Origin of the sequence: Kitasatospora sp. NPDC051705, from assembly GCF_044453265.1 — a bacterium.
In the GTDB taxonomy this organism is placed as follows: Bacteria; Actinomycetota; Actinomycetes; order Streptomycetales; family Streptomycetaceae; genus Kitasatospora.
The window spans coordinates 131,096-155,213 of sequence record NZ_JBITCO010000012.1; the positions used below are offsets into that span (position 1 = coordinate 131,096).

Consider the following 24,118-nt stretch of genomic DNA (forward strand, 5'->3'; position numbering starts at 1 on the left):
AGGTCGAAGGATGAGTTCGGCAGGCGCCACGACCCCGCAGACCGTGTGGTGGCACAACCTCTACGGCGGGCTCCAGAAGATGGGCCGCTCGCTGCAGCTCCCGGTGGCGGTGCTCCCGGCCGCCGGCATCCTCAACCGGCTCGGCCAGCCCGACGTCTTCGGCAAGGACGGCCTCGGCTGGGACAACGTCGCCAAGGTCTTCGCCGCGGCCGGCGGCGCCCTGCTGGACTCCGCGCTCGGCCTGCCGATGCTGTTCTGCGTCGGCGTGGCGATCGGCATGGCGAAGAAGGCGGACGGCTCGACGGCGCTGGCGGCCGTGGTCGGCTTCCTCGTCTTCTACCGGGTGCTGCACGCCTTCCCGGAGCAGTGCAAGCCGCCGACGGTGCTGGTCAGCGACCAGTGCGTGGACTACGGCTCGGCGAAGTCGGCGGCCGCCACGTACCAGAACCCGGGGGTGCTGGGCGGCATCCTGATCGGCCTGATGTCGGCCTGGCTCTGGGTCCGCTTCCACCGCACCAAGCTGGTCGACTGGCTGGGCTTCTTCAACGGCCGCCGCCTGGTGCCGATGATCACCGCCCTGGTGGGCATGCTGACCGCCTGCCTGGCGGTCTGGGTCTGGCCGCCGATCGGCCGCGGCCTCAACGACTTCAGCCAGACCCTCGCCGACCTCGGGTCGACCGGCGCCGGCCTCTTCGGCCTGTTCAACCGCCTGCTGCTGCTGATCGGCATGCACCAGCTGCTGAACACCTTCGTCTGGTTCCAGTTCGGCGAGTACACCAAGCCCGACGGCATGATGGTGCACGGCGACATCCCGCGCTTCCTGGCGGGCGACCCGACGGCCGGCCAGTTCCAGTCCGGCTTCTTCCCGATCATGATGTTCGCGCTGCCCGCCGCCGCGCTGGCGATCGCGCACTCGGCCAAGCCGCACCGCCGCAAGGAGATCTACGGCCTGATGCTGTCGGTCGGCCTGACCTCCTTCGTGACGGGCGTCACCGAGCCGATCGAGTACTCCTTCGCCTACATCGCCCCGGCGCTGTTCCTGGTGCACGCCCTGCTGACGGGCGTCTCGATGGGGCTGACCTGGGGCCTCGGGGTCCACGACGGCTTCAGCTTCTCGGCCGGCCTGATCGACTACGTCATCAACTGGAGCCTGGCCACCAAGCCGTGGCTGATCCTCGTGATCGGGGCCGGCTTCGCCGCCGTGTACTACGCGCTGTTCCGGTTCATCATCGTCAAATTCAACCTGAAAACGCCCGGCCGGGAGGACGAGAGCGAGGTCGAGGACGTCACGAGGGCCTGATAGCGGGCCGCGAAACCGCCCCCGAAACCGAGCGTCACCGGACGTCACCCGCAATGGCCCCCGGACCCGTCGGTCCGGGGGCCATCGACTTTCCGGAAAGGGCCAATTGCCCTGGCGGGAAAGCCTCGGCGGCCGCACCACCGGCCTGGTCGCGCACGCTCCGCCGCGAGCCGGCGACGCCCGGCGAGGCCGGGCCTTTTTGTTGCGCAAATAGCCAAAATCCCAATCACGCCGGGTAATCATGATCGTCGTTCCGCAAGTAGGTTTCGATTTCATAGCGCTTCCCGGCAGCAGCGCTTTCCGGGGTTCCCCGCCTTCTCCACCCGTGCTACAAAACTGGTCTACACCACACGTGGTGTAGACCAGTTCGCGGTTCGGCCCCCTGTGCCCCTCCCCCGACCGACCGCCATGCCGTTAGGAACCCACCCCCATGAGTCAGTCTGCGCAGGCACCGGCGCCCGCCACGGCTCCGGCCACGCCAAGCCCGACCAAGAAGTTCGGCCAGAGCCTCCTCCAGGGTCTGCAGAAGATCGGCCGCAGCCTCCAGCTGCCCATCGCCGTGCTCCCCGCCGCAGGCCTGCTGATGCGCCTGGGCCAGGACGACGTGTTCGGCAAGGACGGCCTCGGCTGGGACAAGGTCGCCGCGGTGTTCAACACCGCCGGCAGCGGGGTCTTCGACAACCTGCCGCTGCTCTTCGCGGTGGGCATCGCGATCGGCTTCGCCAAGAAGGCGGACGGCTCCACCGCCCTCGCCGCCCTGGTCGGCTTCCTGGTCTACAAGAACGTGCTGACCGCGTTCCCGATCGCCGAGGGCCACATCGCCGACGGCAAGTGGGTCGCCCCGACCTACCAGAACCCGGGCGTGCTCGGCGGCATCGTGATCGGCCTGCTGGCCGCCGTGCTCTGGCAGAAGTACCACCGCACCAAGCTGGTCGACTGGCTGGGCTTCTTCAACGGCCGCCGCCTGGTGCCGATCCTGATGGCCTTCGTCGGCACCGCCGTCGGCGTGCTCTTCGCCCTGACCTGGGGCCCGGTCGGCGACGCCATCAAGAGCCTTAACGACACCCTGATCGGCGCCGGCGCGTTCGGTGCGGGCGCCTTCGGCCTGGTCAACCGCGGTCTGCTGCCGGTCGGCATGCACCAGTTCGTGAACTCCTACGCCTGGTTCCAGACCGGTGACTTCACCAAGGCCGACGGCACCATCGTGCACGGCGACATCCCGCGCTTCTTCGCCGGCGACCCGACCGCCGGCCAGTTCATGTCGGGCTTCTTCCCGATCATGATGTTCGCGCTGCCCGCCGCCGCCCTGGCCATCGCCCACGCCGCCAAGCCGCACCGCCGCAAGGCCGTCACCGGCATGATGCTCTCGCTGGCGCTGACCTCCTTCGTGACCGGTGTCACCGAGCCGATCGAGTTCGCCTTCGTCTTCATCGCCCCGGCCCTGTACGTCATCCACGCGCTGCTCACCGCCGTCTCGATGACCGTCACCTGGGCGCTCGGCGTGCACGACGGCTTCACCTTCTCCGGCGGCCTGATCGACTACGCCCTGGCCTGGAGCAAGGCCACCGACCCGTGGATGATCATCCCGATCGGCCTCGCCTTCGCCGCGCTGTACTACTTCCTCTTCCGCTTCGCGATCACCAAGTTCGACCTCAAGACCCCCGGTCGCGAGGAGGACGACGAGATCGAGGACGTCACCAAGGCCTGACACCCGGCCGCACCCCACGACCCCGCCCCGCCGCTGCTCCCCCAGCGGCGGGGCGGGGTCGTCGTGCGTGGCGGCCCACCGGGCGGGCCGTCGCGGGTCAGATCCGGTAGACCGCGCCGGCCCGGGCGATCTCGACGGGCCCGGCGTAGGCCGCGGCGGCGTCCCGGCGGTTGTGCTCGGCGTCGGTCCACGGCGGGATGTGGGTGAGGACGAGGCGGCGGGCGCGGGCGGCGGTGGCGTGCTCGCCGGCCTCGCGCCCGTTGAGGTGGACGGCCCGGTAGGTGTCCCGGCCGTCGATGTAGGCGGCCTCGCAGAGGAAGAGGTCGGCGTCGCGGGCGAGTTCGACGAGCTCGGCGCTCTCGCCGGTGTCGCCGGAGTACACGAGCGAGCGGCCGTCGTGTTCGAGGCGGAAGGCGAAGGCGTCGACCGGGTGGTTGACCTGGGCGACCTCGATCCGGAACGGGCCGAGGTCGAAGGCGCCGGGGGTGAGGGTGCGGAAGTCGAAGACCTCCTTCATCCCGGGGTTCTCCGGCATGTCGTAGGCGCGGGCGAGCCGCTCGGCGGTGCCGGCCGGGCCGTAGACGGGCATCGGGTCCGGGCAGCCCTCGGCACGGTAGTTGCGGGCGACCCAGTAGGCGCAGAGGTCGACGCAGTGGTCGGCGTGCAGGTGGCTGAGCAGGACGGCGTCGACCGCGTAGAGGTCGACGTACTTCTGCAGGGCGCCGAGGGCGCCGTTGCCGAGGTCGAGCACGACGCGGTAGCCGTCGGCCTCGACCAGGTAGCTGGAGCAGGGCGAGTCGGCGGACGGGAAGCTCCCCGAGCACCCCACCACGGTCATCTTCATCCGAGCCCCTCCGCCCCGACACGTCCTGGCTGCTGCTGGAAAACGGCAGGCCGGGCCGGGGAACCGGCCGGGAGCACTGCTTCGCGTGTCGAGGGTAAGGGCGGAAGGACACTTTGCCCCCGTCCCCGTGCCGGGCTGTGGCTGGAATCACCAGAACGCCGGGGCCGGGGCGGGGGCCTCGCTCAGCGGTGCCGGGGGTGTCGCTCAGCGGTTGCGGGGGCGGTCCGGCGGTCCCGCGGCGGGGCGGGGGCCGTGGCCGGGCCGGTCAGCGGTGGCGGGGGCGGTTGCGGGCCCAGGTGCGGATCGTGTCCGGGTGCCAGCGGGGGTGGCCGTCGTCGACGACGTCGGGGTCGGGCAGCAGCCCGTGCCGGCGGTAGTTGCGCACGGTCTCGGGCTGCACGTTGATGTGGCGGGCGATCTCGGCGTAGGACCACAGGTCGCTGTCCCTGCTCACGAGGACACCTCCGGAGGGGCGGGGGCGGACGTTCGTGGGCAGCTTTTCCGGGCCGGGGCGGTGTCCTGTGCGCAGAACGGGCACCGTGGCCGTTCCGTGACGAACCGGGAGCAACGGGCGGACAAATACTCAACTGTCACAGCACCGACGGTGGTGGGCGCCGCCGCGGGCCGGTACGGTTCGCGGCATGAGCGGCATGACTGGCATCTGGGTGGTCCTGGCGGTGGCGGGCGTCGCGGCGGTGGCCGCCGTCGCGGCGGCACTGGTCAGGCGGACCCGCCCGGCTCCCCGACCGGCCGGTCCGACCGGCCCTCGGCCGCGCCCGGCGACCCGCGGCGCGGCGGTGCCCCGACCGCAGGAGATCTGGTGGGCGGAGGTGCCGTTCGAGGACGGCCCGGGGGCGAAGGACCGCCCGTGCCTGGTGCTGCGGGTGCACGGCCGGCAGGCCACCGTCGCGAAGATCACCAGCAAGCACCACGGCGACCGCCCGGGAGTGCTGCCGCTGCCGCCCGGTTCGGTGGGCGACCGGCAGGGCCGGACCAGCTGGCTGGAGACCGACGAGCTGCGCGAGGTGCCGCTGACGGCCTTCCGCCGCCGGGCCGGCACGGTGGACCGGCAGGTCTGGTCCCGCGCCGAACGGGCCCTGCGGACCGGCTAGGTCCCGTACGGGCCGCAGGTCCGACGCCCGTTCCTAGGCCCAGAGCTGGCCCTGCAGCGCCTCGACGGCCGCCTCGGTGGACTCGGCGGTGTAGATGCCGGTGGACAGGTACTTCCAGCCGCCGTCGGCGACGACGAAGACGATGTCCGCCCGCTCCCCGGCCGCCGCGGCCTTGCGGCCGACGCCGATCGCGGCGTGCAGGATGGCGCCGGTCGAGACGCCCGCGAAGATGCCCTCCTGCTGGAGGAGTTCGCGGGTGCGGCGGACGGCGTCCGCGGAGCCGACCGAGAAGCGGGTGGTGAGCACCTCGGCGTCGTACAGCTCGGGGACGAAGCCCTCGTCGAGGTTGCGCAGCCCGTACACCAGGTCGTCGTAGCGGGGTTCGGCGGCGACGATCCGCACGCCGGGGACCTTCTCGCGCAGGTAGCGGCCGACGCCCATCAGGGTGCCGGTGGTGCCGAGGCCGGCCACGAAGTGGGTGACGGAGGGCAGGTCGGCGAGGATCTCGGGGCCGGTGCCGGCGTAGTGGGCGCCCGCGTTGTCGGGGTTGCCGTACTGGTAGAGCATGACCCAGTCGGGGTGCTCGGCGGCGATCTCCTTGGCGATGCGGACGGCGGTGTTGGAGCCGCCGGCGGCCGGCGAGGGGATGATCTCGGCGCCCCACATGCGGAGCAGTTCGCGCCGTTCCTCGCTGGTGTTCTCGGGCATCACGCAGACCATCCGGTAGCCCTTGAGCTTGGCGGCCATGGCGAGCGAGATGCCGGTGTTGCCGCTGGTGGGCTCGAGGATGGTGCAGCCGGGGGTGAGCCGGCCGGCGGCCTCGGCGCGCTCGATCATGTGCAGCGCCGGGCGGTCCTTGATGGAGCCGGTGGGGTTGCGGTCCTCCAGCTTGGCCCACAGCCTCACCAGCCCGTCGGCGTTGCCGGGAACGGCGGCGGACAGCCTGGGCAGGCGGACCAGCGGGGTGTTCCCGACGGCTTCGAGCGGGCTGTCGTAACGCAAGGGGGCCTCCGGCCGCGGCGTTGGGGGGTGTCGAGGGGGCGGCTCCCCCGCCGCGCGGGCGGGGGAGCCGGGAGGTCAGCGGGCGCCGCCGGCCACGGCGGGCAGGATGGTGACGCTGTCGCCGTCGGCGAGGGCGGTGGAGATGCCCTCCAGGAAGCGGACGTCCTCGTCGTTCAGGTAGACGTTGACGAAGCGGCGCAGCTCGCCGCCCTCGACCAGGCGGGCGGCGATGCCCGGGTGACGGGCGTCGAGGTCGGTGAAGAGTTCCCCGAGGTTGCTGCCGGTGCCCTCGACGGCCTTGGCGCCGTCGGTGTAGGTGCGGAGGATGGTCGGGATGCGGACCTCGATGGCCATGGGTGCGCTCCTGTGCGAGTCGTGAGGGGTGGGCCGCAGCGGGCGCGGCAGGGCTGATGGTCCCGGGGCTCGGCGTCGCCGACCGGCGGCGGGCCCGGGTGGGGCGTGGCGGCTCAGCGTGAGCGCGCGGGCGTGCCGGGACAGATCGCGCTGGCGAGCCGGCACAGGTCGACGTGCAGGCGCGCCACGAGGCGGGTGCCCGGGGCCTGGTTGCTCACATCGACGGAACGCATGGGCTCATCGTATAGATTCCCGGGCCCGCTCCGACATCTCCGTCTCGGGATCCGGATGTTCCCGTCCCTCTTGCTGAGACGAGACGGGCCCGCCGACCGTCCGCGGACGGTCAGCGGGCCGGGCCCAGGGGGGTGCCGGTCAGGCCGGGTGGGCCTCGACGACCTGGACGTCTTCCTCCGTGATCTCGCCGTCCACGATGCGGAACGAGCGGAACTGGTAGGGGTCGTCCTCGCCGTTGCCCTCGGCGGTGGAGACCAGGACGTAGTGGGCGAACGGTTCGGAGGCGTAGCTCACGTCGGTGCGCGACGGGTAGGCCTCGGTGGCGGTGTGCGAGTGGTAGACGATCACCGGCTCCTCGTCGAGGTCGTCCATCTCGCGGTAGAGCTTGAGCAGGTCGCCCGAGTCGAACTCGTAGAAGGTGGGCGAGCGGGCGGCGTTGAGCATCGGGATGAAGCGCTCGGGGCGCCCGGTGCCGGCCGGCCCGGCGACCACGCCGCAGGCCTCGTCCGGGTGGTCGGCGCGGGCGTGGGCCACGATCCGGTCGCGGATTTCTCGGGTGATGGTCAGCATGCGGTCAGGATAGCCACGCCCCGGCGGGTGTCCGCCGGGATGTCCGGAGCGCGGGCACCGGGTGTCCGCCACCCGGTCGCGGGGCCCCGGAGGCGCCCCGCGACCGGGCCCCGGGACCGGGCCCGGGAGGGGTGTCAGCCGGCGTCGCGCGCGAGCTCCCGGTCCTCGGTGGCGCCCTGCGCGGCCTGCGGGTCGCGGCGCTTGAGCAGCTGGTAGCCGACCACCAGGACCAGGGCCCAGGCGGGGAAGACGTACAGCGAGATCCGGTTGTCCTCGTCGAGGCCGATCAGCACCACGACCAGGGCGAGGAAGCCGAGCGCGGCCCAGCTGATCCAGGCGCCGCCGGGCGCCTTGAAGGTGGGCGCCGGAAGGCGTCCGCCCTGCCAGGCCTTGCGGTAGCGGATCTGGGCGATGAGGATCATCGCCCAGGTCCACAGGCCGCAGACGGTGGCGACCGAGGTGATGTACTCGAACGCCCGCGCCGGGACGAGGTAGTTGAGCACCACGCCGGCGCCCATCAGCAGGGACGAGACGGTGATCGCGAAGGCCGGGGTGCGGCGGCTGTTGAGCTTGGTCAGCCGCCCGGGCGCCTGACCGCGCAGCGCGAGGTCGCGCAGCATCCGGCCGGTGGAGTACATGCCGGAGTTGCAGGAGGAGAGCGCGGCGGTGAGCACCACGAAGTTGATGATCCCGGCCGCGGCCGGGATGCCGATCTTGCCGAAGGCCGCGACGAACGGGCTGACGCCGGGCTGGAACTCGGTCCACGGCACCAGCGAGAGGATGACCACCAGGGCGCCGATGTAGAACAGCGCGATGCGCCAGGGCAGCGTGTTGATGGCGCGCGGCAGGGTCTTCTCGGGGTTCTCGCTCTCCCCGGCGGTCACGCCGACGAGTTCGACACCCAGGTAGGCGAACATGACGATCTGCAGGGTCATCACGGTGGCGCCGATGCCCTTGGGGAAGAACCCGCCGTTCTGCCACAGGTGGGTGACCGACGCGGTGTCACCGGCCTTGCTGAAGCCGAGGGTGAGCACCCCGACGCCGATCAGGATCATGCCGATGATGGCGGTGACCTTGACCATGGAGAACCAGAACTCGATCTCGCCGAACAGCTTCACCGAGATCAGGTTGGCGGCGTAGAGGATCACCAGGAAGGTCAGCGCGCTGAGCCACTGCGGGAAGCCGGGCGCCCAGAACTTCACGTACACGGCGGCGGCGGTGGTCTCCGCCATGCCGGTGACCACCCAGAACAGCCAGTACGTCCAGCCGGTCACGTAGCCGGCGAAGGGGCCGAGGAACTCCCGCGCGTACTCGGCGAAGCTGCCGGAGACCGGGCGGTAGGTGAGGAGTTCGCCCAGGGCGCGCATGATCACGAAGATCACCAGGCCGGCGACGGCGTAGGAGAGGATCAGGCTGGGGCCGGACTTGGAGATCGCGGTGCCGGCGCCGAGGAACAGGCCGGTGCCGATCGCACCGCCGATCGCGATCATCTGGATCTGGCGGCTGCCGAGCCCCCGCTCGTAGCCCTCCTCGTCCGGTTTCGCGACGACCGCGTCGTCGTTCGGCTTCTCGGCCATGGTGCACCGTCCTGGTGGGTCTCGTGGGGTGGAGAAGTCGTACCACGCAGGGTTCGGTGAGCGGGCTCCATCTGAGCGTTATTTGAGCATGCCCTGGGAGGGTTTCGCCCGGTTCGGACGAAAATGCCCCGACCAATCGTCCACATACTGGACGAAGCGGTCGGGGCCTGCCCGGATCCGGGCACGATCAGTCCACGATCGCCTCCAGCAACGTCTCCTGGAGTGCGCCCAGCCACAGGTACGCCATCACCAGCGGCTTGCGGTCGTCCTCGTCCGGCAGCTCGTAGAGCTCGTCGTCGTCCTCGCCGACCTCCAGCTGGACACCGAGCGTCAGCCGCAGGTCGTTGAGGGCGCCCAGCCAGCGCTGACAGTCGGCCGGGTCCAGCTTGAGCACCCCGCCGCCGCCCAGGCGGTCCAGGGTCCGCACCACGTGCAGCGCGTCCTCGCGCTTGCGGGCCCGCAGGTCCAGCTCGGTGTAGCGGCGGAACTCGCCGGCGGCGGCCCGGCTCTCCTCGTCGGCCGGCTCGGCCGGATCCCCGTAGGCGTCCGGGAACAGCCGGGCGAGCACCGGGTTGGCCGGCGTCTCGCTCGGCCCCTCGGCGAACAGCGCGGCCAGCGGATCGCCGCCGTCCCCGCCCGGGCCGGGCCCGATCAGCTGCAGGATCCCCACCTCCAGGGAGCGGAGGATGGAGACCTCCAGCTCCTCCAGCGCGATCGCCGCACCGCCGCCGCCGGCACTCTCGAACAACCCAGCCATCTGTATCGGTCAGCCCGTCTTCGTCGTCTCGGGTGGGGTACTGGGGCCGCGGGCCCCGGTCAGTCGTGCTGGAGCGTCGCCCAGAGCCCGTAGCCGTGCATCGCCTGCACGTCGCGCTCCATCTCCTCGCGGGAGCCGCTGGAGACCACGGCCCGGCCCTTGGTGTGGACCTCCATCATCAGCTTCCTGGCCTTGTCCTTCGGGTACCCGAAGTAGGCCTGGAAGACGTACTGGACGTAGCTCATCAGATTGACGGGGTCGTTGTGGACGATCGTCACCCAGGGGGTGTCCGGTTCCGTCACCGGCAGTCCCTCGACCTCCGGGCGCTCGATCTCCACGGGCGCGACACTCACCTGCGGGTCCTCCTCGCTGCGCAGTCCGTCCACGCCTCTTCAGCCCCATGCTGCCATCCGGGGGACCCCCGGGCGATTCCGGCCCGGGTCGCGTCGCGAGAAATCGTCACTTTGACGCTAAGTGGTAGTAGCATCATCCGCATGGACGCCACTTCCGTGCGCGCGGCCGGCTCGACCGCGCTTCTCACCGACCGCTACGAGCTCACCATGCTGCAGGCCGCCCTGCGCAGCGGGGCCGCGCACCGCCACTCCGTCTTCGAGGTGTTCACCCGCCGCCTGCCCGGCGGCCGCCGCTACGGCGTCATGGCCGGCACCGGCCGGGTGCTCGACGCGGTCGAGGACTTCCGCTTCACCACCGCACAGCTCGACTGGCTCGCCGGCCAGGGCGTGGTCGACGAGGACACCCTGCGCTACCTCGCCGACTACCGCTTCAGCGGCGACATCCACGGCTACCCCGAGGGCGAGGTCTACTTCCCCGGATCGCCGCTGCTGACCGTCGAGGGCACCTTCGCCGAGGCGGTGATCCTGGAGACGGTGATCCTCTCGATCCTCAACCACGACTCCGCGATCGCGGCCGCCGCCTCCCGGATGACCGCCGCCGCCGGCGGCCGCCCCGTCATCGAGATGGGCGCCCGCCGCGCCCACGAGCGGGCCGCCGTCTCCGCCGCCCGCGCCGCGTACGTGGCCGGCTTCGCCGCCACCTCCGACCTGGAGGCCGGCTTCGCCCACGGCATCCCCACCACCGGCACCGCCGCCCACGCCTTCACCCTCGTCCACGACAGCGAGCGGGACGCCTTCCGCGCGCAGATCGCCAGCATGGGGCGGGGCACCACGCTGCTGGTCGACACCTTCGACCTGCGCGAGGCCGTCCGCACCGCGGTCGAGGTGGCCGGCCCCGAGCTGGGCGCCGTGCGCATCGACTCCGGCGACCTCACCCTGCTGGCCCACCGGGTCCGCCGCCAGCTGGACGAGCTCGGCGCCGAGAAGACCCGCATCATCGTCACCTCCGACCTCGACGAGTACGCGATCGCCGCGCTCGCCGCCGCCCCCGTCGACGGCTACGGCGTCGGCACCAGCCTGGTCACCGGCAGCGGCCACCCGACCTGCGCCATGGTCTACAAGCTGGTCGCCCGCGCCGAGACCGAGGGCGGACCGCTGATCCCGGTGGCCAAGCGCGCCGCCGGCGGCAAGACCAGCGTCGGCGGCCGCAAGTGGGCCGCCCGGCGGCCCGACGCGGACGGCGTGGCCGAGGCCGAGGTGGTCGGCACCGGGCCCGTCCCGGCCGAACTGGAGCCGCACCTGGTGCAGGTGCCCCTGGTGCGGGGCGGCGAGACCGTCGGCCGCGAGCCGCTGACGGCCGCCCGCGAACGGCACGTCCGGGCCCGGGCCGCGCTGCCGCTGTCGGCCACCCAGCTCTCCAAGGGCGACCCGGTCCTGCCGACCGAACTGATCGTCTGACCGGCACCCGCCGCCCGCGCGGGGGCGGAGGCCTTCCGCCCCCGCGCGCCACTCCCTAGAGTCAGCCGTAGAGTTCCCCCGGAGCCCCCCGAGACCCCGAGCCCGCCACCGGGCCGAGCGCTCCCGCGGGCTCCCCCACCGGGACGCCGCCACCCCGCGGACGCCCCCCACACCCGAGGACGCGAACCATGCACCGGGCCCTGATCGTCGTCGACGTGCAGAACGACTTCTGCGAGGGCGGCAGCCTGGCCGTCGCCGGCGGCGCCGAGGTGGCCGCCGCCATCACCGACCTGATCGCCGAATCCGCCGCCGGCTACCAGCACATCCTCGCCACCCGCGACCACCACATCGACCCGGGCCCCCACTTCTCCGCCGAGCCCGACTACGTCGACAGCTGGCCGGTGCACTGCGTGGCCGGTACCGAGGGCGTCGGCTTCCACCCCAACTTCGCCCCCGCCGTGATCTCCGGCGCGGTCGAGGCGGTCTTCGACAAGGGCGCCTACGCGGCGGCGTACAGCGGCTTCGAGGGGTTGGACGAGAACGACCGCGGCCCGCTGGAGTGGCTGCGCGAACGGCAGGTCGACGAGATCGACGTGGTCGGCATCGCCACCGACCACTGCGTCCGGGCCACCGCCCTGGACGCCGCCCGGGCCGGCTTCACCACCCGCGTCCTGCTCGACCTCACCGCCGGGGTCGCACCGGAGACCACCACCGCCGCGCTCGCCGAACTGCGCGCCGCGGGCGTCGAGTTGGTCGGCACCCCGGTGGTGCAGGGCTAGGGTCCGCCCGGCCGCCCCGGCCGCCGGTCTCCGGCCCCCGGTCTCCGCGTTCCGGGGCCGGCTTCCGGCCGGGGCCTCGGCCGGGAGCCGGCCGCCGCTCCCGCCCCGGCTCCGGCCGCTACTCCTGCCCCGGCTCCGGGACCGGCTCCGGGACGACCATGAGCTCGACCACGTCGGTGCCGCCCGCCCGGAACGCCTCCCGCAGTTCGGCACCCACCGCGTCCCGGTCCGCCGCGAGCCGGGCGCCGCAGACGTAGACCACCCGGATCCCCAGGTACTCCATCCGGTGCTGGCCGCCCCGCACCCAGGCGGCCTCGCCCTCGCTCACGCAGCGCAGGTCCGAGTCCACCTCGACCGCGACGCCGCGCTCCGGCCAGTAGAGGTCCGGGACGGCGATGAAGGTGCCGCCGCGCATCCGCAGCTCGGGGCCGACCAGCGGGACCGGCAGCAGCCCCTCGTCCACCAGTTCGCCGACCCGCTCCAGCACGAAGTCCCGCTCGGCGGCGAGCAGTTCGTCCAGCGCGGCACGCACCCGCGGCTCGGCGGTCAGCCCCGACTCGGTCAGCTCGGCCGCCAACTCCCGGACGGTGCACCGGCTGTCGGGCCGGGAGACGGCCTCCCGCAGCACCTCGCGCACCGGCACCGGGGCGCCGGCGCCCGCCGCCGTCCACTCGCACAGCGCGTCCGCGACCGCCCGGGCGACCGGCGCACAGGCCAGGCCGTGCACCGAGCGGGCCACCAACTCCCTTTCGGTGCGCCGGATCCGCACGTCTCCGGCGTCCTTCAGCCGGCGCTGGCGGGGCACCAGGACGTCCACCCCGGTCACCGCCGGCAGCCGGGGCACCGCGGCGAAGCCGTACAGCGCGAGCGCGGCCGCACCCGTGATCACCGCCCCCTCGCGGCGGCCCTCCTCGCGGCCGTTCTGCGCGGCGTACAGCAGCGCGGCCCACATCCGCTGCTCCGGCGTCGGGCCGTCCGACTGCAGCAGGTAGACCCTGGGCAGCAGGCGCTGCCAGGGCCCGCCGCGCCGGCAGTGCTCGGTGATGAGGCGGGCCGGCACGCTCCGGGCGCGCAGCTGGCTCGCGGTGACGACGTTCTGCTGACGCTTCGCCAACTCCTCGAGGGACGGCGGCGGCGTGGGAATCCGGTAGCTCATACGAACACCATCCCCAACCGGCCCGACCCGGCACCGGCCGCCTGACGCACTGTTACGCAACCGTCGCGAAACCGGGATCAGCCCGCACTAAAGTCCCCATACCCTCACTCATTCGGAGTAATTGCTGGTCGCGAGGTTGTCAGATGCGATCGAAAGTGATCGCCGACCTGGTCGCCTGACCGACAGTGACCAAAGGCATACTCCAAGAGACCCTCCAGACGTCAATCCCGCCCCGGGGATTGCCTAGGCTTACGTCATGTCACGTGACGAGACCGCCGGCCTCCGCGCGGCCCAGCTCCGCCTCGGCCGTCTGCCCGGATACGTCCGCCGCCCGGACCCGGCGCGCCGCAGCGGCGAACAGGGCCATACGTACAAGAAGGGCTGGGAGGTCCGCTTCACCGCCCGCAGCGAGGCCGAGATAGCCGAGATCCGCGACCTGGTGGTCGCCGCCGGGTTCGCCCCGGCCAGACCGTTCTTCAAGGGCCACCAGCTCATCCAGCCGGTCTACGGCATGGCCGCCGTCCAGGCCTACCTGGCCGCGAGACAGGCGGCCGAGGAACACGCGGCCCGCGCGGAACTCGGCCGACGACGACGCTCGACGGACGAGCACCAGCCGGCCGCCCACCCCACCGGCGGGCACACCGCCGCCGGACACGGCACCGGGCACGGCGCCGGACACGCCACGGCCGGACACGCCGCCGGGCACCCCTCCGCCGGGGTGGCGGCGCACCGGTGCGAGCGCGAGGAGGCCGCCGCCGGGGCAGCCGCGGCGGCTGCGGCCGCGGCTGCCGCAGCCGCCCAACTCGCCCGGCGCCGGGCCGTCGAGGCCTTCCCCACCCAGGTCGAACGGACCAGCGCCGTCGACGACCGGATCGCCCCGACGGAGGCCCGACCCACCTCCTGACCACCGGGTGCGCCGCCGGCCCGGCGGACGCGCCACCCGCCACCACGTCCGTCCGGCGCGCAGCGTGTGCCAGCTCCACCGCATCCGCAGCGCGCCCACCCCGCGCACGCCGCCCACCCCGCGCGGCGCGCGCCGCCGGCACCCCGGGCGCGACCCGCCCGGACACGCCCCTCCGCGCGCACTCCCGCCGGGCGCCGTCCACCCGACCCGGAGCGCCGCACGAGCACGGGCACCGAGGATGCGCCAGGCGGCGCCGCGGGGCGGCCTCACCGGAACGACCCACCCACGGGACCCGAGGGGGGCGGCCACGGTGGCGGGCGCGGTTGCGCAGGCGGTTGTGCGGGCGCGGCTTCGCGCCGTGGGCGTGGACGTCAGCCGCCGAAAGCCCTACGGTGGCACATCAACCGCCGCGCGGCCACCGCCGCCCCACCCCCTCTGACCAGCCGCGACACGCTCGCACCTACGCCCCCCGCAGGACTGCGCACCACTCCCCCGCCGATCCACCGCCCGGCCGCCCCACCACCGCTCCGCACCGGTCGCCACCGGAACCGGCCGAGCGGCGACGGGTTCCGGGCATTCCATCAGATTGGTCACCCAGCGCACCTAGGGCCTACCGTAGAGTGAGCACAGATGATCGACCGTCAGAAATCCATCTCCCTTGCCGAGAAGACGAGATGACCAATCGTCACGCGAGCGCAGCCGAGCCGCCCCCGAGGCCCGGCGAACCGGAGGACGTACCACTGGAGTTCGCCGCCTTCTGCGAACTCCACCGCCCCCGGTACCTCAGCTACGCCCGGGTCTGGCTCACCGAACACAGCACCGCGGCCACCGCCGTCCAACAGGCCTTCGCCGAAATCGCCGTCCACTGGCGCGAACTGCTGGGCAGCTCCAACCCGACCGCACACGCCTGGCAGATCCTGCGCAGCACCGTCGCCGAACACACCCGGCACGTGCCCGCCACCCCGGACCGGCACCCCGCCGACGACGACCTCGCCATCCTGCACTACGTCGTCGGCCTCGCCGCCCCCGAGATCGCCGACGTCATCGGCACCGACACCGCCAGCGTGGCCGGCCGCCTCCGGCGCACCATGCTGCGCGAGGCCTCCGGCTGGTGAGCCCTCGCCCCCGCCCGCACCGCCGCTGGCGGCCGAGGCCGCACGCAGGGCTCAGACCCGCACACCCGTCACGTCGAACAGGTGGTGCACCGGGTCGTGGATCAGATAGCGGGCGAACGACTCCACGGTGAACCGCGCGCCGTCACTGCGGTCCCCGGTCCGCAGCCACTGCCCGCCCGTCACCCCCTCGAACGCCACCGCCAGCACCTCCGCGGCCTCCGCCAGCTCGCCGGCCACCACCTCCGGCCGCTGCTCCCCGTAGCGCTCCGCGACCGCCGTGGCGTCCTGGTCCCAGTTCGCGAACGACGGGCCGTCCTCGGCCAGCATCAGCCCCAGCCGCACGCGGAACAGCCGGAACACGTCCCGGACGTGGCACGCGTACTCCAGCGCCGACCACACCCCCGGAGCCGGCCGCCGCGCCACCTCACCCGCATCCCCCGACAGCACCGCCCGCCAGGCCGCCGCATTCGCCCGGACCATCCCCGCGACGTCCTCCCGCACCACCGCCGGAGTGTCCAACCCGCAGTCCGGACACGGGCGTTCCAACACCCACGTCCAGTCCTTGCCGTCCGGGACGATACCGCCCGGCACGACCCCGCCCGACACGATCCCGTCCGCCCCGCCCGCAGCGCGCTCAGAAGTGCTCATGCCCCCAGCATCGCCGCCCCGCCCCCCGCCCCACCAGCGGCAATGACGCCACCCACCACCAAGATGCTGCCAGCCCCCGCCTCGTCAGCCCAGGCCCCCGGCCCTCACCGCACCCCGGACGAACCCCCCGCCGACCGCCTCCGCCGCCGCGCCCGCACCACCAGCAGCACCACCGACACCACCCCGCCGAGCAACACCCCCCACAACGCCACCCCGACCGCCACGCCCGCCCCGAACCAGCCGCCACCCCCGCCACCGGCCTCCGCGGCCGGAACCGCCGCCTCGTCACCCGGCGGCCCCGCAGCCGCCTCCGGCGCAGCACCCTGCGACTCCCGCCGCCCCACCAGCGGATTCTCCCGCGCGCCCCCGTCGACCGCCGGATCCACCGCCAACGCCCTCGCCGGCGACACCACCCCGTACCCGTACCGGTCGTTCGGCACCGCCGACCCGTCCACCGGCGGCGAGGCGGACTTGATCATCCGATTGATCACCTGGCCGGCGGACAGGCCCGGGAACCTCGCCCGGATCAACGCGGCGGTGGCGGAGACGTAGGCGGTCGCGTCGGAGGTGCCGTTCCCGACCCCGTAGCTCGCGGTCGACTTGGCCGTGGCCTGGTAGATGTCCACGCCCGGCGCGGCGAGCGTGGTCTCGGAGCCCCGCGTCGAGCGGTCCCAGACGGCGCCCGCGGAGTCCACGGCCGCCACCGCCACCACTCCGGGGAAGGCGGCCGGGTACTGCACACCCTGCCGGTCGTCGCCGCTGTTCCCCGCGGCGGCGACCAGCACGACGTCCTTCGAGATCGCGTACTCGACGGCGGCGCGGCTCTGGGAGTCGAACCGTGACGCTCCCCCGACCGACATGTTGACGACCTTCGCGCCGTGGTCGACGGCGAACCGGATCCCCTGCGCAAGACCGTTCTGCTGAACATCGGACCGTCCGCTGCTGGTGTCCACCTTCACCGGAAGGATCTTCGCCTTCGGAGCCAGTCCCAGCACCCCGGCCTGCGCCCCGTGTCCGTGCCCGGCGATCAGGCTCGCCATGGCGGTGCCGTGGCCGTCACTGTCGACCCGGCCGTCCGTGTTCCCGCCGGAGAAGTCGACGCCCGGCAGCACCTGCCCGGTCAGGTCCTGGTGGTCCTGGTCGACACCGCTGTCGACCAGCCCGACCAGGACGCCCTCACCCTGGCTGATCGTCCAGACCTTCGCCTCGGCCTCGAAGGTCCTCAACGCCCACTGCTCGTCCCTGATCTGGTCCGCGGACGCCGCCGGCACTCCCCAGGTCAGCGCCCCAACAGCCAGGGCCGCAACAGCACGAGTCAACCGGCGGCTCGTCAAACCAGGTCACCCCACTCGGCAAGGCGTCCCGCGGATCACCGATCTGCGGGACGCTGTCAGATCACCCGCCCGTTCGGGCCGGACTCATTCCACCACGGTCGGGTTGGCGGGCCTTGCCGACGCCCACGTCTCCTCGTCCTCGACGAGGTAGACCGGCCGACGGCCGCGCTTCTCCCCGTCCTTGGTTCTCCGATGCGTGCCGGCGACCGGCACTCCGGGGGCCACGGCACCCGGGCCGCCGACACCGGTCACACCTCTCGGCCCGCTCCGGGCCCCCAGGCCGGAACCTCCTTCCGTGAACGCTCCCGTGCCGCGCCCGCCCTCGACCGGCCGCGTCGTCCCGCCGACGACCCCGCCGGACCGGGCCGAGGCCCCCTGCGGGGACCGTTCACCCGGAACGGCACGCCCTCCGGCCGCCGCGCCGGGAACGGCACCACCCCCGGCCGCCCAACCACCACGTGCCCCGAATCCGCCCACCGGCCCCACACCCTCCGGGAGCCCCTCGGCGACGGGGCCTCGCCCGCCCGGGCCGACGCCGGGACCGGAGGGGCCGCTTGCGGACGGACCAGCGGTACTGGTGCCCGCAAGGCCCGTGCCGCCCAGCGGAGTTCCTCCGTACCCGTTCCTGGGGACACCGGGCGGCACCGCCCCGGCATCCGTCCGGATCCCGGTGACGGCTGGAGCCGGCACACCCATGCCGGATCCGGTCGGCCCCTGCGGCCTCGCCTTACCTCCCTTGATCCCCGGGTCGGTGACGACCGGCGCACCGACCGGTGCGGGGCGTGCCACCCGCTGTGGTTCCGGTGACGCGGGCCCCTGCGGTACGGGACCGCTCGGCACACGGGCCGAGGTTCCCGCCATTCCGAGGGAGGTGCCCGACACCATCGCGCTCGCCATCGCCGCTACGCCGCTCGGATCGTCCTGCGGGACGACGTCGCGTGATTCGCCGAGACCCCCCAGTGCCGGAGGAAGGCTCTGCGGCGGCTTCAGGGCCGGGGTGGCGATGCGGTAGTGCATGGCGAGGGTCTGCATGACGGTGGCGGCTTCGGTCTTGCGGCGGTCGGCGAGGGGGAGGTGTTCGTCGTCGCCGCCGAAGACGGAGGAGATGCCGTCGCCGAGGGTGTCCTTGGCCTGTTCCCAGGTGCTGGGTTCCTCGGGCATGTCGCGTTTGGCCTTGGCGATGGCCTCGGACATGGCGTGCAGGGTGTTGGCGGCGTCGTTGGCGTAGGAGGCCGCGTTGTTGATGCCGTCGGCGAGGTGGAGCATGCGGGTGTGGAAGGCGTCGCTGGTGGCGCCCTCCCAGGTGACGGCGGCTTCGGTGCTGGCACGGGTGAGGGTGGCGCGGATGGCCTTGAGGGTGTCGGCGGCGCGGCGCCAGGGGTCTCCGGCGGCCATGACGGCGCCGGGGTCGAGGGCTTCGGCCATGGTGCGGAGCTGGGCGTGGCTGTACTTGGTGAAGTCGGTGTAGGCCATGGCCGGTTCGTCTCCGTCCGGTGGGCGCTAGCGGGCGGACTTGCCGCCGTCGCGGGTGGGCGGGGCGATGGTCTGTTCGTAGGCGGCCCGGCTGGTGGCGGAGGGGTTGGCGACGGACCAGCCGTCGTCGCCGAGCCTGAGCTTCCGGGCGGTGCTCCGGTCGCGTTCCTCGTAGCCGGTGGCGGTGAGTTCGGCGTTCTTCTGGGCGTCGTCGACGGCTTGTCGGAGTTGGTTGAGGATGTCGCGCAGGCCGTCGCGCATGGTGTCGTAGCGGCCGTGGAGTTCGGTGGCCTCGGCGAAGGTGCCGAAGGCGCCCTTGCCGAGGCCGCTGCGGCCGTGGGTGTCGGTGCCGTCGGCGTGGTGCTGGAACTCGGCGAGGAGGAGGCGGACCTGGGCGGCGAAGGCGCGGAGTTGTGCGATCTCGACGCGGTATCCCCGGCCGGCTCCGCCGGTGGTGCCGGTTCCTGTGGCCACTGCGGCGCTCCCCGTGCGTCCGTCGGTCGCTGCCGGGCCCGGGTCCCGGTGTGTCATGTCTAACACACCGGGGCCCTAATTCGGCCTGGGACATGGTCAGTTCGTCGGCGTCCGGGTGCGGAGGGCCTCGGCGAGGGCTCGGCGGCAGAGGGAGTCGGCGTGCCGGGTGGTCTCGGGGAGCCGGTACTGGCGGGCGAGGTCGAGGGTGGTGCGGACGGCGGTGTCGAGGCCGATGCGGTGGCCGACGGAGACGTAGACGGGTTTGACGCCGGGCCGGGTGCGCAGGGCGCGGCCGACCTCCTCACCGGTGGCCGGGTCGGTGAGGGGGGTGGTGGAGCCGCGGGGGGCGTCGGGTTGGCGGTGGTCGAAGGTGAAGGGGGTCTTGGCGACGCCGAGGGTGCGCAGGCCGGTGAGGACGCCGAGGTGGCTGGCGAGGCCGAGGCGGCGGGGGTGGGCGAGGCCGTAGCCGTCGCAGACGACGGTGTCGGGCGTGCGGGTGAGGGCGGCGAGGGCGTCGAGGACGGCGGGGAGTTCGCGGAAGGCGAGCAGTCCGGGGACGTAGGGGAAGGCGATCCGGCCGACGGCGGTGGCCTGTTCGACGACGGTGAGCGTGTCGCGGTCGAGGAGGACGGCCGCGGCGACGACGAGGTCGTGGTCGTCGTCGTAGGCGACGTCGACGCCGGCGACGAGGTGGCCGGCGGCGGGGTCGGTCGGGTCGTCCTGGGAGGTGCCGTCCCGGGAGAGGTCGCCCCGGGAGAGATCGCCCCGGGAGGGCTCGTCCCGGGCGGGGTCGTCGTGGGCCTGGACGAGGGGCCGCAGTCGTTCCTGTTCGGCGAGCGCCTCGGCCTCGGTGGTGGGCCAGTCGGCGGGGATGGGCACGGGCGGTTCCCCCGGATCGGTGGTGCGGGCGTGGTCGGCTTCACCGTACCGAGGGGGCGCACGACCCTCGGGTGAGCCTGTGCGCCCCCCTGTGCCCCCCGGGTCGGCGGGTTAGCCTGGACTTACCGAACTCCCTTGCCGGGTAGGACTCCTGGAGCCGGCAGTGTTCCGCCCGTTCCCCCCGACGTGCGAAGGAGCCCCCGTCATGCCGCGTCCGTCCGCCGCCCAGTACTGCCTTGGTTCGTTCACCGTCGTCGCCGCCACGGTGGCGCTGCTGGCCGTCTCGGGTGCCACCGGCGCCCTGGAGGTCGCGGTGCTGGTGGGTTTCGCGCTGGCGCTCGGCACCGTGGTGACGGTGTTGGCGGTGGCCGTGTCCGGACGCTCCGACCGGTCTGCGGGGGCGGCGCACGCGGCGCCTCCGGCCGCTGCCGGGCGCGAGTACGCCCGGCAGCGCTGATCCGCCGCCGGGCGTCGCGGGTCGGGCCGGTCGGGCCGGACCGGTCAGGGCCGGCCCGGGCCGGTCAGAGGGTGGTGACGACCACGGTCTTCGCGGCCTTGTCGTGGATGCACTGCCGGTAGGGCTTGTCGAAGACGCCGAACAGGCCGTCGATGACCCACCAGAGGGCGGCGCAGCAGAGCACGGCGGGGAGGATGAAGACCGCGGAGCGGGTCCAGGCGGCCGACTGGGTGGGGACGTTCCCGTCGATCAGCATGGCGACGCGGATGTGCATCGCCTTCTTCCCGAGGCTCTGGCCGTCGCGGCCGACCATCAGGGCGTCGTAGACCAGCCAGATGGCGCAGGCCAGCCAGAAGGAGCCCGCCGAGCCCGAGCGGTCACCGAGGCTGGCGAAGGGCGCGACGATGATCACGGCGACGGCCTGGACCAGCAGGTAGTCGATGAACCGGGCGAGGATCCGCTTGGGCCAGGTGCCGAGCGGCGGCATGCCGGGGACGGGTCCGGCGCCGGGGGTCCCGTAGCCGGCGGGGCCGTAGCCGGGCGGGGGCTGGTCGTAGGGCGACTGCCCGTAGGGGTTCTGGCCGTACGGGGTCTGACCGTACGTCGGGCCGCCGTAGGTGCCGCCGTACGCGCCGGGGCCGTCGGCCGGGCCCCCGCCGGACGGGCCGCCGGCGGGGGGTGGGGCCGACGACGGGTCGGGGTCCGACGGGCGGCCTTCCGGCGTGCCGCCGCCCGGCTGCGGGGGCTGCTTGTCGGAGGAGGGCTGACCGCCCCCCTCCGGCTGGGGGCCTGAGGGGTCGTGGGTGCTCATCCCCCGAGTAGAACATCACGAATTCTTGCCCTTTGGCACATTCTGTCCGTTTTGTCGGCAGCGGCCGGAATGGGCCCACCCGGCCCGCCACCGGCGGCGCTCAGCCGCGGACCACCCGGGTACGGGCCGCGAGGTCCTGCCAGCCGCGCCGGGCCACACGGTCGAACACCGGCCAGACCAGCCCGAGCAGCAGCACGAGTCCGAGCAGCCGGACGGCCCACCGCAGCAGCGAGCGGCCGAGGCCGAGACCGGTCCGGCCACCGGTGGCGGCGGCGTCCACCACCCGGATCCCGGTCAGTCGCTTGCCGAAGGTCTGGCCGGTCCGCGCGGTCGGCAGCACCTCGTAGAGCAGGCCGACGAAGAGCAGGATGCCGAGCAGGACGGCGATCTTGCCCACCACCACGTCGTCCACCAGCCAGACCTGGACCTGGCGGCGGGTGAGGGCACTGGCCATCCGGGCCTGGTCGAGCTTCTGCCGGATGTGCTCGGAGACCGAACCGCCGAGCGGGATGCCGGCGGCGACGGCGACCACCAGCAGGACGGCGGTGTCCACCGCCCGCGCGGCCAGCCGGCGCCCGAGCCCGGCCGGGCCGGCCGGGGCCTGGCGGCGGCGGGCGGCGGCCGTCCTGGCCGGGCGCGCGGCGGACCGCGAGACGGCGGGGGTCGGCGCGACCGCGGCCTTCGGTACGGCGACGGACTTCGCGGCGGCCGCGGAATGCGCAGCGGCTGCCGACTTCGGCGCAGCGACGGACTTCGGCGCGGCGACGGACTTCGCGGCGGTGACGGACTTCGGGGCGGTGACGGACTTCGGGGCGGTCACGGGTTCGGCGACGGTGACGGCCACGGGCTCGGGCGCAGGCTCGGCCCGGGTGGCGCGCTCCGCGTCGCGGGCCGCGGGTACGGGCGGAGCGACGGACCCGGCGACGGCCGGTGGCGCCGACACCTCCACGGCTGGACGGCGGCCGCCCGCCGGGACGGCAGCAACCGGAGCACGCTCACCCTCCGCGCGCCCCTCCTCCCCCTCGGACGCCCCCGGAAGCACCCCCCAGGAGACCCAGCGCGCCGACCCGCCGGTCTCCATCAGCCCGGGCTGCGCCCGCGGGTCGACCTGCCAGCCGGGCACCGCCGGCTCCGCCTCCGCCGACGCCCCCGCCGCCCGCAGCTCCGCCGGGAACGCCCCGACCGGCGGCACACCCGCCGACGGCACGCCCACCGAGAGACCTCCCCCCGAGGGACCTCCCACCGACGGCACGCCCCCAGGCACCGGCCCGGCCGGCGGCCCGGCCGCGACCGGCTGCTCGCCGGGCCCGGCCCCGCCCCCCGCCGGACCGACCGTGCGGAACACCGGCCCGCCGATCACCTCCGCCACCCTCGGCCCGAGGACGAACGACGCCCCGCCCGTGGTCTGGTCCAGGTAGACCGGCCCGGTGTCCTCGCCCCGGGCCCGGGCGGACCCTCCGCCGGGCGGCTCCGGCGCGACCGCCGCCGGGACCACCGGAGGTGGCACCACCCGGGCCCCCGCGGGTGCGGCCCGCCGGGCCGCGTACCGGGGCGGTTCCAGCACCTCGCCCGGCGCCGGGGCGGGCCGGCTGGTGCCCGGCACCCACGCGGCACCGCCCCAGTAGCGGACGAAACCGGGGATGGAGGGGTCGGGGTAGTAACCGGGCTCGGGTCCGACGGCCGGGTCGCCGGCGGCGGCGAAGGGGCGGTCCGTCATGGCGGGTCTTCTTTCCTGGCGGGTCCTGGCCGGCGCCGGCGGGTCCTGGCGGACGGCGGCTCGGCCCTGGTGGGTTCCTTGCGGGTTTCCTCGCGGGTCGTCTGGCGGGTTTCCTGGCGCTCTTCCGGTGGTTCCTGGCGGTTCCCAGTGGCTACTGGTGGTTCGTGCTGGGCCCGGGCGGCTCCGGGCGGCTCCTGGTGCCCTCCGGCCCGGCCGGCCGGCCTTCCGCGGGGCCGGGACGGCACGCCCGCCCGGCGCCCCGCCCAGTACGCCCGGGAGCCTCCCGGCGCGCGCGGGCACCACCGATGGGCGGACAGTCGCCGGGCAGTCACAAAGGGTAGTGCCTCGTCGGGGCGGCGACGGGAAGTTGGCGAATACCCGGACAGCGGTGGGCCGTCCGGGGTAAGGGCGGCCGCACGGTTCCGGCGCGCGAGGGTGGTCGTGCGCCGTGCGGTCGGCCGTTCACCACCTCGCGCTGAACTTTCCGGGGAAAACCCGGTAACCCGTGTAAGAACCGCGGCGGAGCGGCCTCTCCCAATCGGCGGGCCCGGAACCGGGCAGCCGACGACAGAGAGGAAGACGATCATGGAGCGCCCCACCGGCGTCGTCGAGCACGAGCTGGAACTCAACCTGGTGCTCTCCCCCGAGCACAGCGTCCCCGTGCCGGCCCGGCTGTCCTACGGCAGCCACGACCCGTACGCGGTGCACATCACCTTCCACCTGGACACCGGCTCGCCGGTGACCTGGGTGTTCGCCCGCGAGCTGCTGGTCGAGGGCACCTTCCGGCCCTGCGGCCAGGGCGACGTGCGGATCTGGCCCACCGCCCCCCAGCCCTCGGCCGGGGGCGCCGCCAAGGGCCGGCGCAGCGTGCTCTGCCTGGCGCTGAGCTCCCCCGCCGGGGACGCGCTGCTGGAGGCGCCGCTGCCGGTCGTCGCGGCCTGGCTGGAGCGGGCGCACCGGCTGGTCCCGCCGGGCAGCGAGATGGCCGCGCTGGACATGGACGGCTCGCTCGCCGACCTGCTCGCCTGAGCGTGCGCGCACCGACCGCACCCGCGCCGGACGCAGTCAGGACGGCTGCAGCACGGACGGGCGCAGCACGGAC

26 protein-coding genes are annotated in these 24,118 nt (G+C 73.7%); 9 read left to right on the top strand and 17 right to left on the bottom strand.

Annotated elements, in window-relative coordinates; genetic code table 11:
- The first annotated feature begins 10 nt into the window (after positions 1-10).
- Together ACIA8Q_RS17785 and ACIA8Q_RS17790 are read left to right on the top strand one after the other, a co-directional pair.
- Positions 11-1,300, top strand: a complete 1,290-nt coding sequence (locus tag ACIA8Q_RS17785) for a PTS transporter subunit EIIC (RefSeq protein ID WP_387901487.1) — start codon at positions 11-13, stop codon at positions 1,298-1,300.
- Between the two features lie 430 nt (positions 1,301-1,730).
- Positions 1,731-3,008 carry a PTS transporter subunit EIIC gene (locus tag ACIA8Q_RS17790; protein ID WP_360209498.1) on the top strand — a complete coding sequence of 426 codons (1,278 nt, stop codon included), beginning with the start codon at positions 1,731-1,733 and terminating at the stop codon, positions 3,006-3,008.
- Between the two features lie 97 nt (positions 3,009-3,105).
- Here the strand turns inward: ACIA8Q_RS17790 and ACIA8Q_RS17795 are convergent, their stop codons facing one another.
- Together ACIA8Q_RS17795 and ACIA8Q_RS17800 are read right to left on the bottom strand one after the other, a co-directional pair.
- Positions 3,106-3,852 (bottom strand): MBL fold metallo-hydrolase, encoded by a 747-nt coding sequence (locus ACIA8Q_RS17795; protein WP_360209501.1) that lies wholly within the window; start codon positions 3,850-3,852, stop codon positions 3,106-3,108.
- Positions 3,853-4,117: 265 nt separating this feature from the next.
- On the bottom strand, positions 4,118-4,306 hold the full coding sequence (locus ACIA8Q_RS17800) for a MarR family transcriptional regulator (protein WP_360209504.1): 189 nt from the start codon (positions 4,304-4,306) through the stop codon (positions 4,118-4,120).
- 187 nt (positions 4,307-4,493) lie between these two features.
- Here ACIA8Q_RS17800 and ACIA8Q_RS17805 point away from each other — a divergent pair, with 187 nt between their 5' ends.
- Positions 4,494-4,964 carry a type II toxin-antitoxin system PemK/MazF family toxin gene (locus ACIA8Q_RS17805; protein WP_360209507.1) on the top strand — a complete coding sequence of 157 codons (471 nt, stop codon included), beginning with the start codon at positions 4,494-4,496 and terminating at the stop codon, positions 4,962-4,964.
- A gap of 33 nt (positions 4,965-4,997) precedes the next feature.
- Here the strand turns inward: ACIA8Q_RS17805 and ACIA8Q_RS17810 are convergent, their stop codons facing one another.
- From ACIA8Q_RS17810 to clpS, 7 genes are all read right to left on the bottom strand, one after another.
- Entirely contained in the window at positions 4,998-5,966 is a 969-nt protein-coding gene (locus ACIA8Q_RS17810) for a cysteine synthase (RefSeq protein ID WP_360223461.1), read from the bottom strand.
- A gap of 75 nt (positions 5,967-6,041) precedes the next feature.
- Positions 6,042-6,320, bottom strand: a complete 279-nt coding sequence (locus tag ACIA8Q_RS17815; RefSeq protein ID WP_196952340.1) for a MoaD/ThiS family protein — start codon at positions 6,318-6,320, stop codon at positions 6,042-6,044.
- Between the two features lie 113 nt (positions 6,321-6,433).
- Positions 6,434-6,553: a putative leader peptide gene (locus tag ACIA8Q_RS17820; RefSeq protein ID WP_347878546.1), complete on the bottom strand. Its 120-nt coding sequence runs from the start codon at positions 6,551-6,553 to the stop codon at positions 6,434-6,436.
- 139 nt (positions 6,554-6,692) lie between these two features.
- Positions 6,693-7,124: a M67 family metallopeptidase gene (locus ACIA8Q_RS17825; RefSeq protein ID WP_360218143.1), complete on the bottom strand. Its 432-nt coding sequence runs from the start codon at positions 7,122-7,124 to the stop codon at positions 6,693-6,695.
- A gap of 134 nt (positions 7,125-7,258) precedes the next feature.
- Positions 7,259-8,701, bottom strand: a complete 1,443-nt coding sequence (locus tag ACIA8Q_RS17830; protein WP_360218146.1) for an amino acid permease — start codon at positions 8,699-8,701, stop codon at positions 7,259-7,261.
- Positions 8,702-8,888: 187 nt separating this feature from the next.
- Positions 8,889-9,458: a DUF2017 domain-containing protein gene (locus ACIA8Q_RS17835; RefSeq protein ID WP_360218149.1), complete on the bottom strand. Its 570-nt coding sequence runs from the start codon at positions 9,456-9,458 to the stop codon at positions 8,889-8,891.
- Between the two features lie 59 nt (positions 9,459-9,517).
- Complete coding sequence (gene clpS / locus ACIA8Q_RS17840; RefSeq protein WP_360218152.1) at positions 9,518-9,811, bottom strand: ATP-dependent Clp protease adapter ClpS; 294 nt, start codon at positions 9,809-9,811, stop codon at positions 9,518-9,520.
- A 141-nt stretch (positions 9,812-9,952) separates the two neighbouring features.
- Here clpS and ACIA8Q_RS17845 point away from each other — a divergent pair, with 141 nt between their 5' ends.
- Positions 9,953-11,269: a nicotinate phosphoribosyltransferase gene (locus tag ACIA8Q_RS17845; RefSeq protein ID WP_360218155.1), complete on the top strand. Its 1,317-nt coding sequence runs from the start codon at positions 9,953-9,955 to the stop codon at positions 11,267-11,269.
- Positions 11,270-11,457: 188 nt separating this feature from the next.
- On the top strand, positions 11,458-12,048 hold the full coding sequence (locus ACIA8Q_RS17850) for an isochorismatase family protein (protein ID WP_360218158.1): 591 nt from the start codon (positions 11,458-11,460) through the stop codon (positions 12,046-12,048).
- A 118-nt stretch (positions 12,049-12,166) separates the two neighbouring features.
- Here ACIA8Q_RS17850 and ACIA8Q_RS17855 read toward each other — a convergent pair whose 3' ends face one another.
- On the bottom strand, positions 12,167-13,204 hold the full coding sequence (locus ACIA8Q_RS17855; RefSeq protein WP_360218161.1) for a hypothetical protein: 1,038 nt from the start codon (positions 13,202-13,204) through the stop codon (positions 12,167-12,169).
- Positions 13,205-13,460: 256 nt separating this feature from the next.
- On the opposite strand from ACIA8Q_RS17855, the gene ACIA8Q_RS17860 reads away from it, so the two are divergent.
- On the top strand, positions 13,461-14,108 hold the full coding sequence (locus ACIA8Q_RS17860; RefSeq protein ID WP_360218164.1) for a hypothetical protein: 648 nt from the start codon (positions 13,461-13,463) through the stop codon (positions 14,106-14,108).
- Positions 14,109-14,782: 674 nt separating this feature from the next.
- Positions 14,783-15,223: a hypothetical protein gene (locus ACIA8Q_RS17865; RefSeq protein ID WP_360218167.1), complete on the top strand. Its 441-nt coding sequence runs from the start codon at positions 14,783-14,785 to the stop codon at positions 15,221-15,223.
- Between the two features lie 51 nt (positions 15,224-15,274).
- Here ACIA8Q_RS17865 and ACIA8Q_RS17870 read toward each other — a convergent pair whose 3' ends face one another.
- The 5 genes from ACIA8Q_RS17870 to ACIA8Q_RS17890 form a co-directional block, all read right to left on the bottom strand.
- On the bottom strand, positions 15,275-15,871 hold the full coding sequence (locus ACIA8Q_RS17870) for a DinB family protein (RefSeq protein ID WP_360218170.1): 597 nt from the start codon (positions 15,869-15,871) through the stop codon (positions 15,275-15,277).
- A 104-nt stretch (positions 15,872-15,975) separates the two neighbouring features.
- The gene (mycP, locus tag ACIA8Q_RS17875; protein WP_396317429.1) at positions 15,976-17,190 is read right to left on the bottom strand and encodes a type VII secretion-associated serine protease mycosin; all 1,215 of its coding nucleotides are present in this window, start codon (positions 17,188-17,190) and stop codon (positions 15,976-15,978) included.
- 99 nt (positions 17,191-17,289) lie between these two features.
- Positions 17,290-18,678 carry a WXG100 family type VII secretion target gene (locus ACIA8Q_RS17880; RefSeq protein WP_396317430.1) on the bottom strand — a complete coding sequence of 463 codons (1,389 nt, stop codon included), beginning with the start codon at positions 18,676-18,678 and terminating at the stop codon, positions 17,290-17,292.
- A gap of 27 nt (positions 18,679-18,705) precedes the next feature.
- Positions 18,706-19,152 carry a DUF2563 family protein gene (locus tag ACIA8Q_RS17885; RefSeq protein WP_360218179.1) on the bottom strand — a complete coding sequence of 149 codons (447 nt, stop codon included), beginning with the start codon at positions 19,150-19,152 and terminating at the stop codon, positions 18,706-18,708.
- Positions 19,153-19,248: 96 nt separating this feature from the next.
- A complete protein-coding gene (locus tag ACIA8Q_RS17890; RefSeq protein WP_396317431.1) occupies positions 19,249-20,031 on the bottom strand; it encodes an endonuclease V in 783 nt (260 codons plus the stop codon).
- A gap of 205 nt (positions 20,032-20,236) precedes the next feature.
- Here ACIA8Q_RS17890 and ACIA8Q_RS17895 point away from each other — a divergent pair, with 205 nt between their 5' ends.
- The gene (locus ACIA8Q_RS17895) at positions 20,237-20,488 is read left to right on the top strand and encodes a hypothetical protein (protein ID WP_360218184.1); all 252 of its coding nucleotides are present in this window, start codon (positions 20,237-20,239) and stop codon (positions 20,486-20,488) included.
- Positions 20,489-20,552: 64 nt separating this feature from the next.
- Here ACIA8Q_RS17895 and ACIA8Q_RS17900 read toward each other — a convergent pair whose 3' ends face one another.
- Positions 20,553-21,299 carry an RDD family protein gene (locus ACIA8Q_RS17900; RefSeq protein WP_396317432.1) on the bottom strand — a complete coding sequence of 249 codons (747 nt, stop codon included), beginning with the start codon at positions 21,297-21,299 and terminating at the stop codon, positions 20,553-20,555.
- A 100-nt stretch (positions 21,300-21,399) separates the two neighbouring features.
- Positions 21,400-23,016: an RDD family protein gene (locus ACIA8Q_RS17905; protein WP_396317433.1), complete on the bottom strand. Its 1,617-nt coding sequence runs from the start codon at positions 23,014-23,016 to the stop codon at positions 21,400-21,402.
- Positions 23,017-23,601: 585 nt separating this feature from the next.
- On the opposite strand from ACIA8Q_RS17905, the gene ACIA8Q_RS17910 reads away from it, so the two are divergent.
- Positions 23,602-24,045: an SsgA family sporulation/cell division regulator gene (locus ACIA8Q_RS17910; RefSeq protein ID WP_396317434.1), complete on the top strand. Its 444-nt coding sequence runs from the start codon at positions 23,602-23,604 to the stop codon at positions 24,043-24,045.
- The last annotated feature ends 73 nt before the right edge of the window (positions 24,046-24,118 follow it).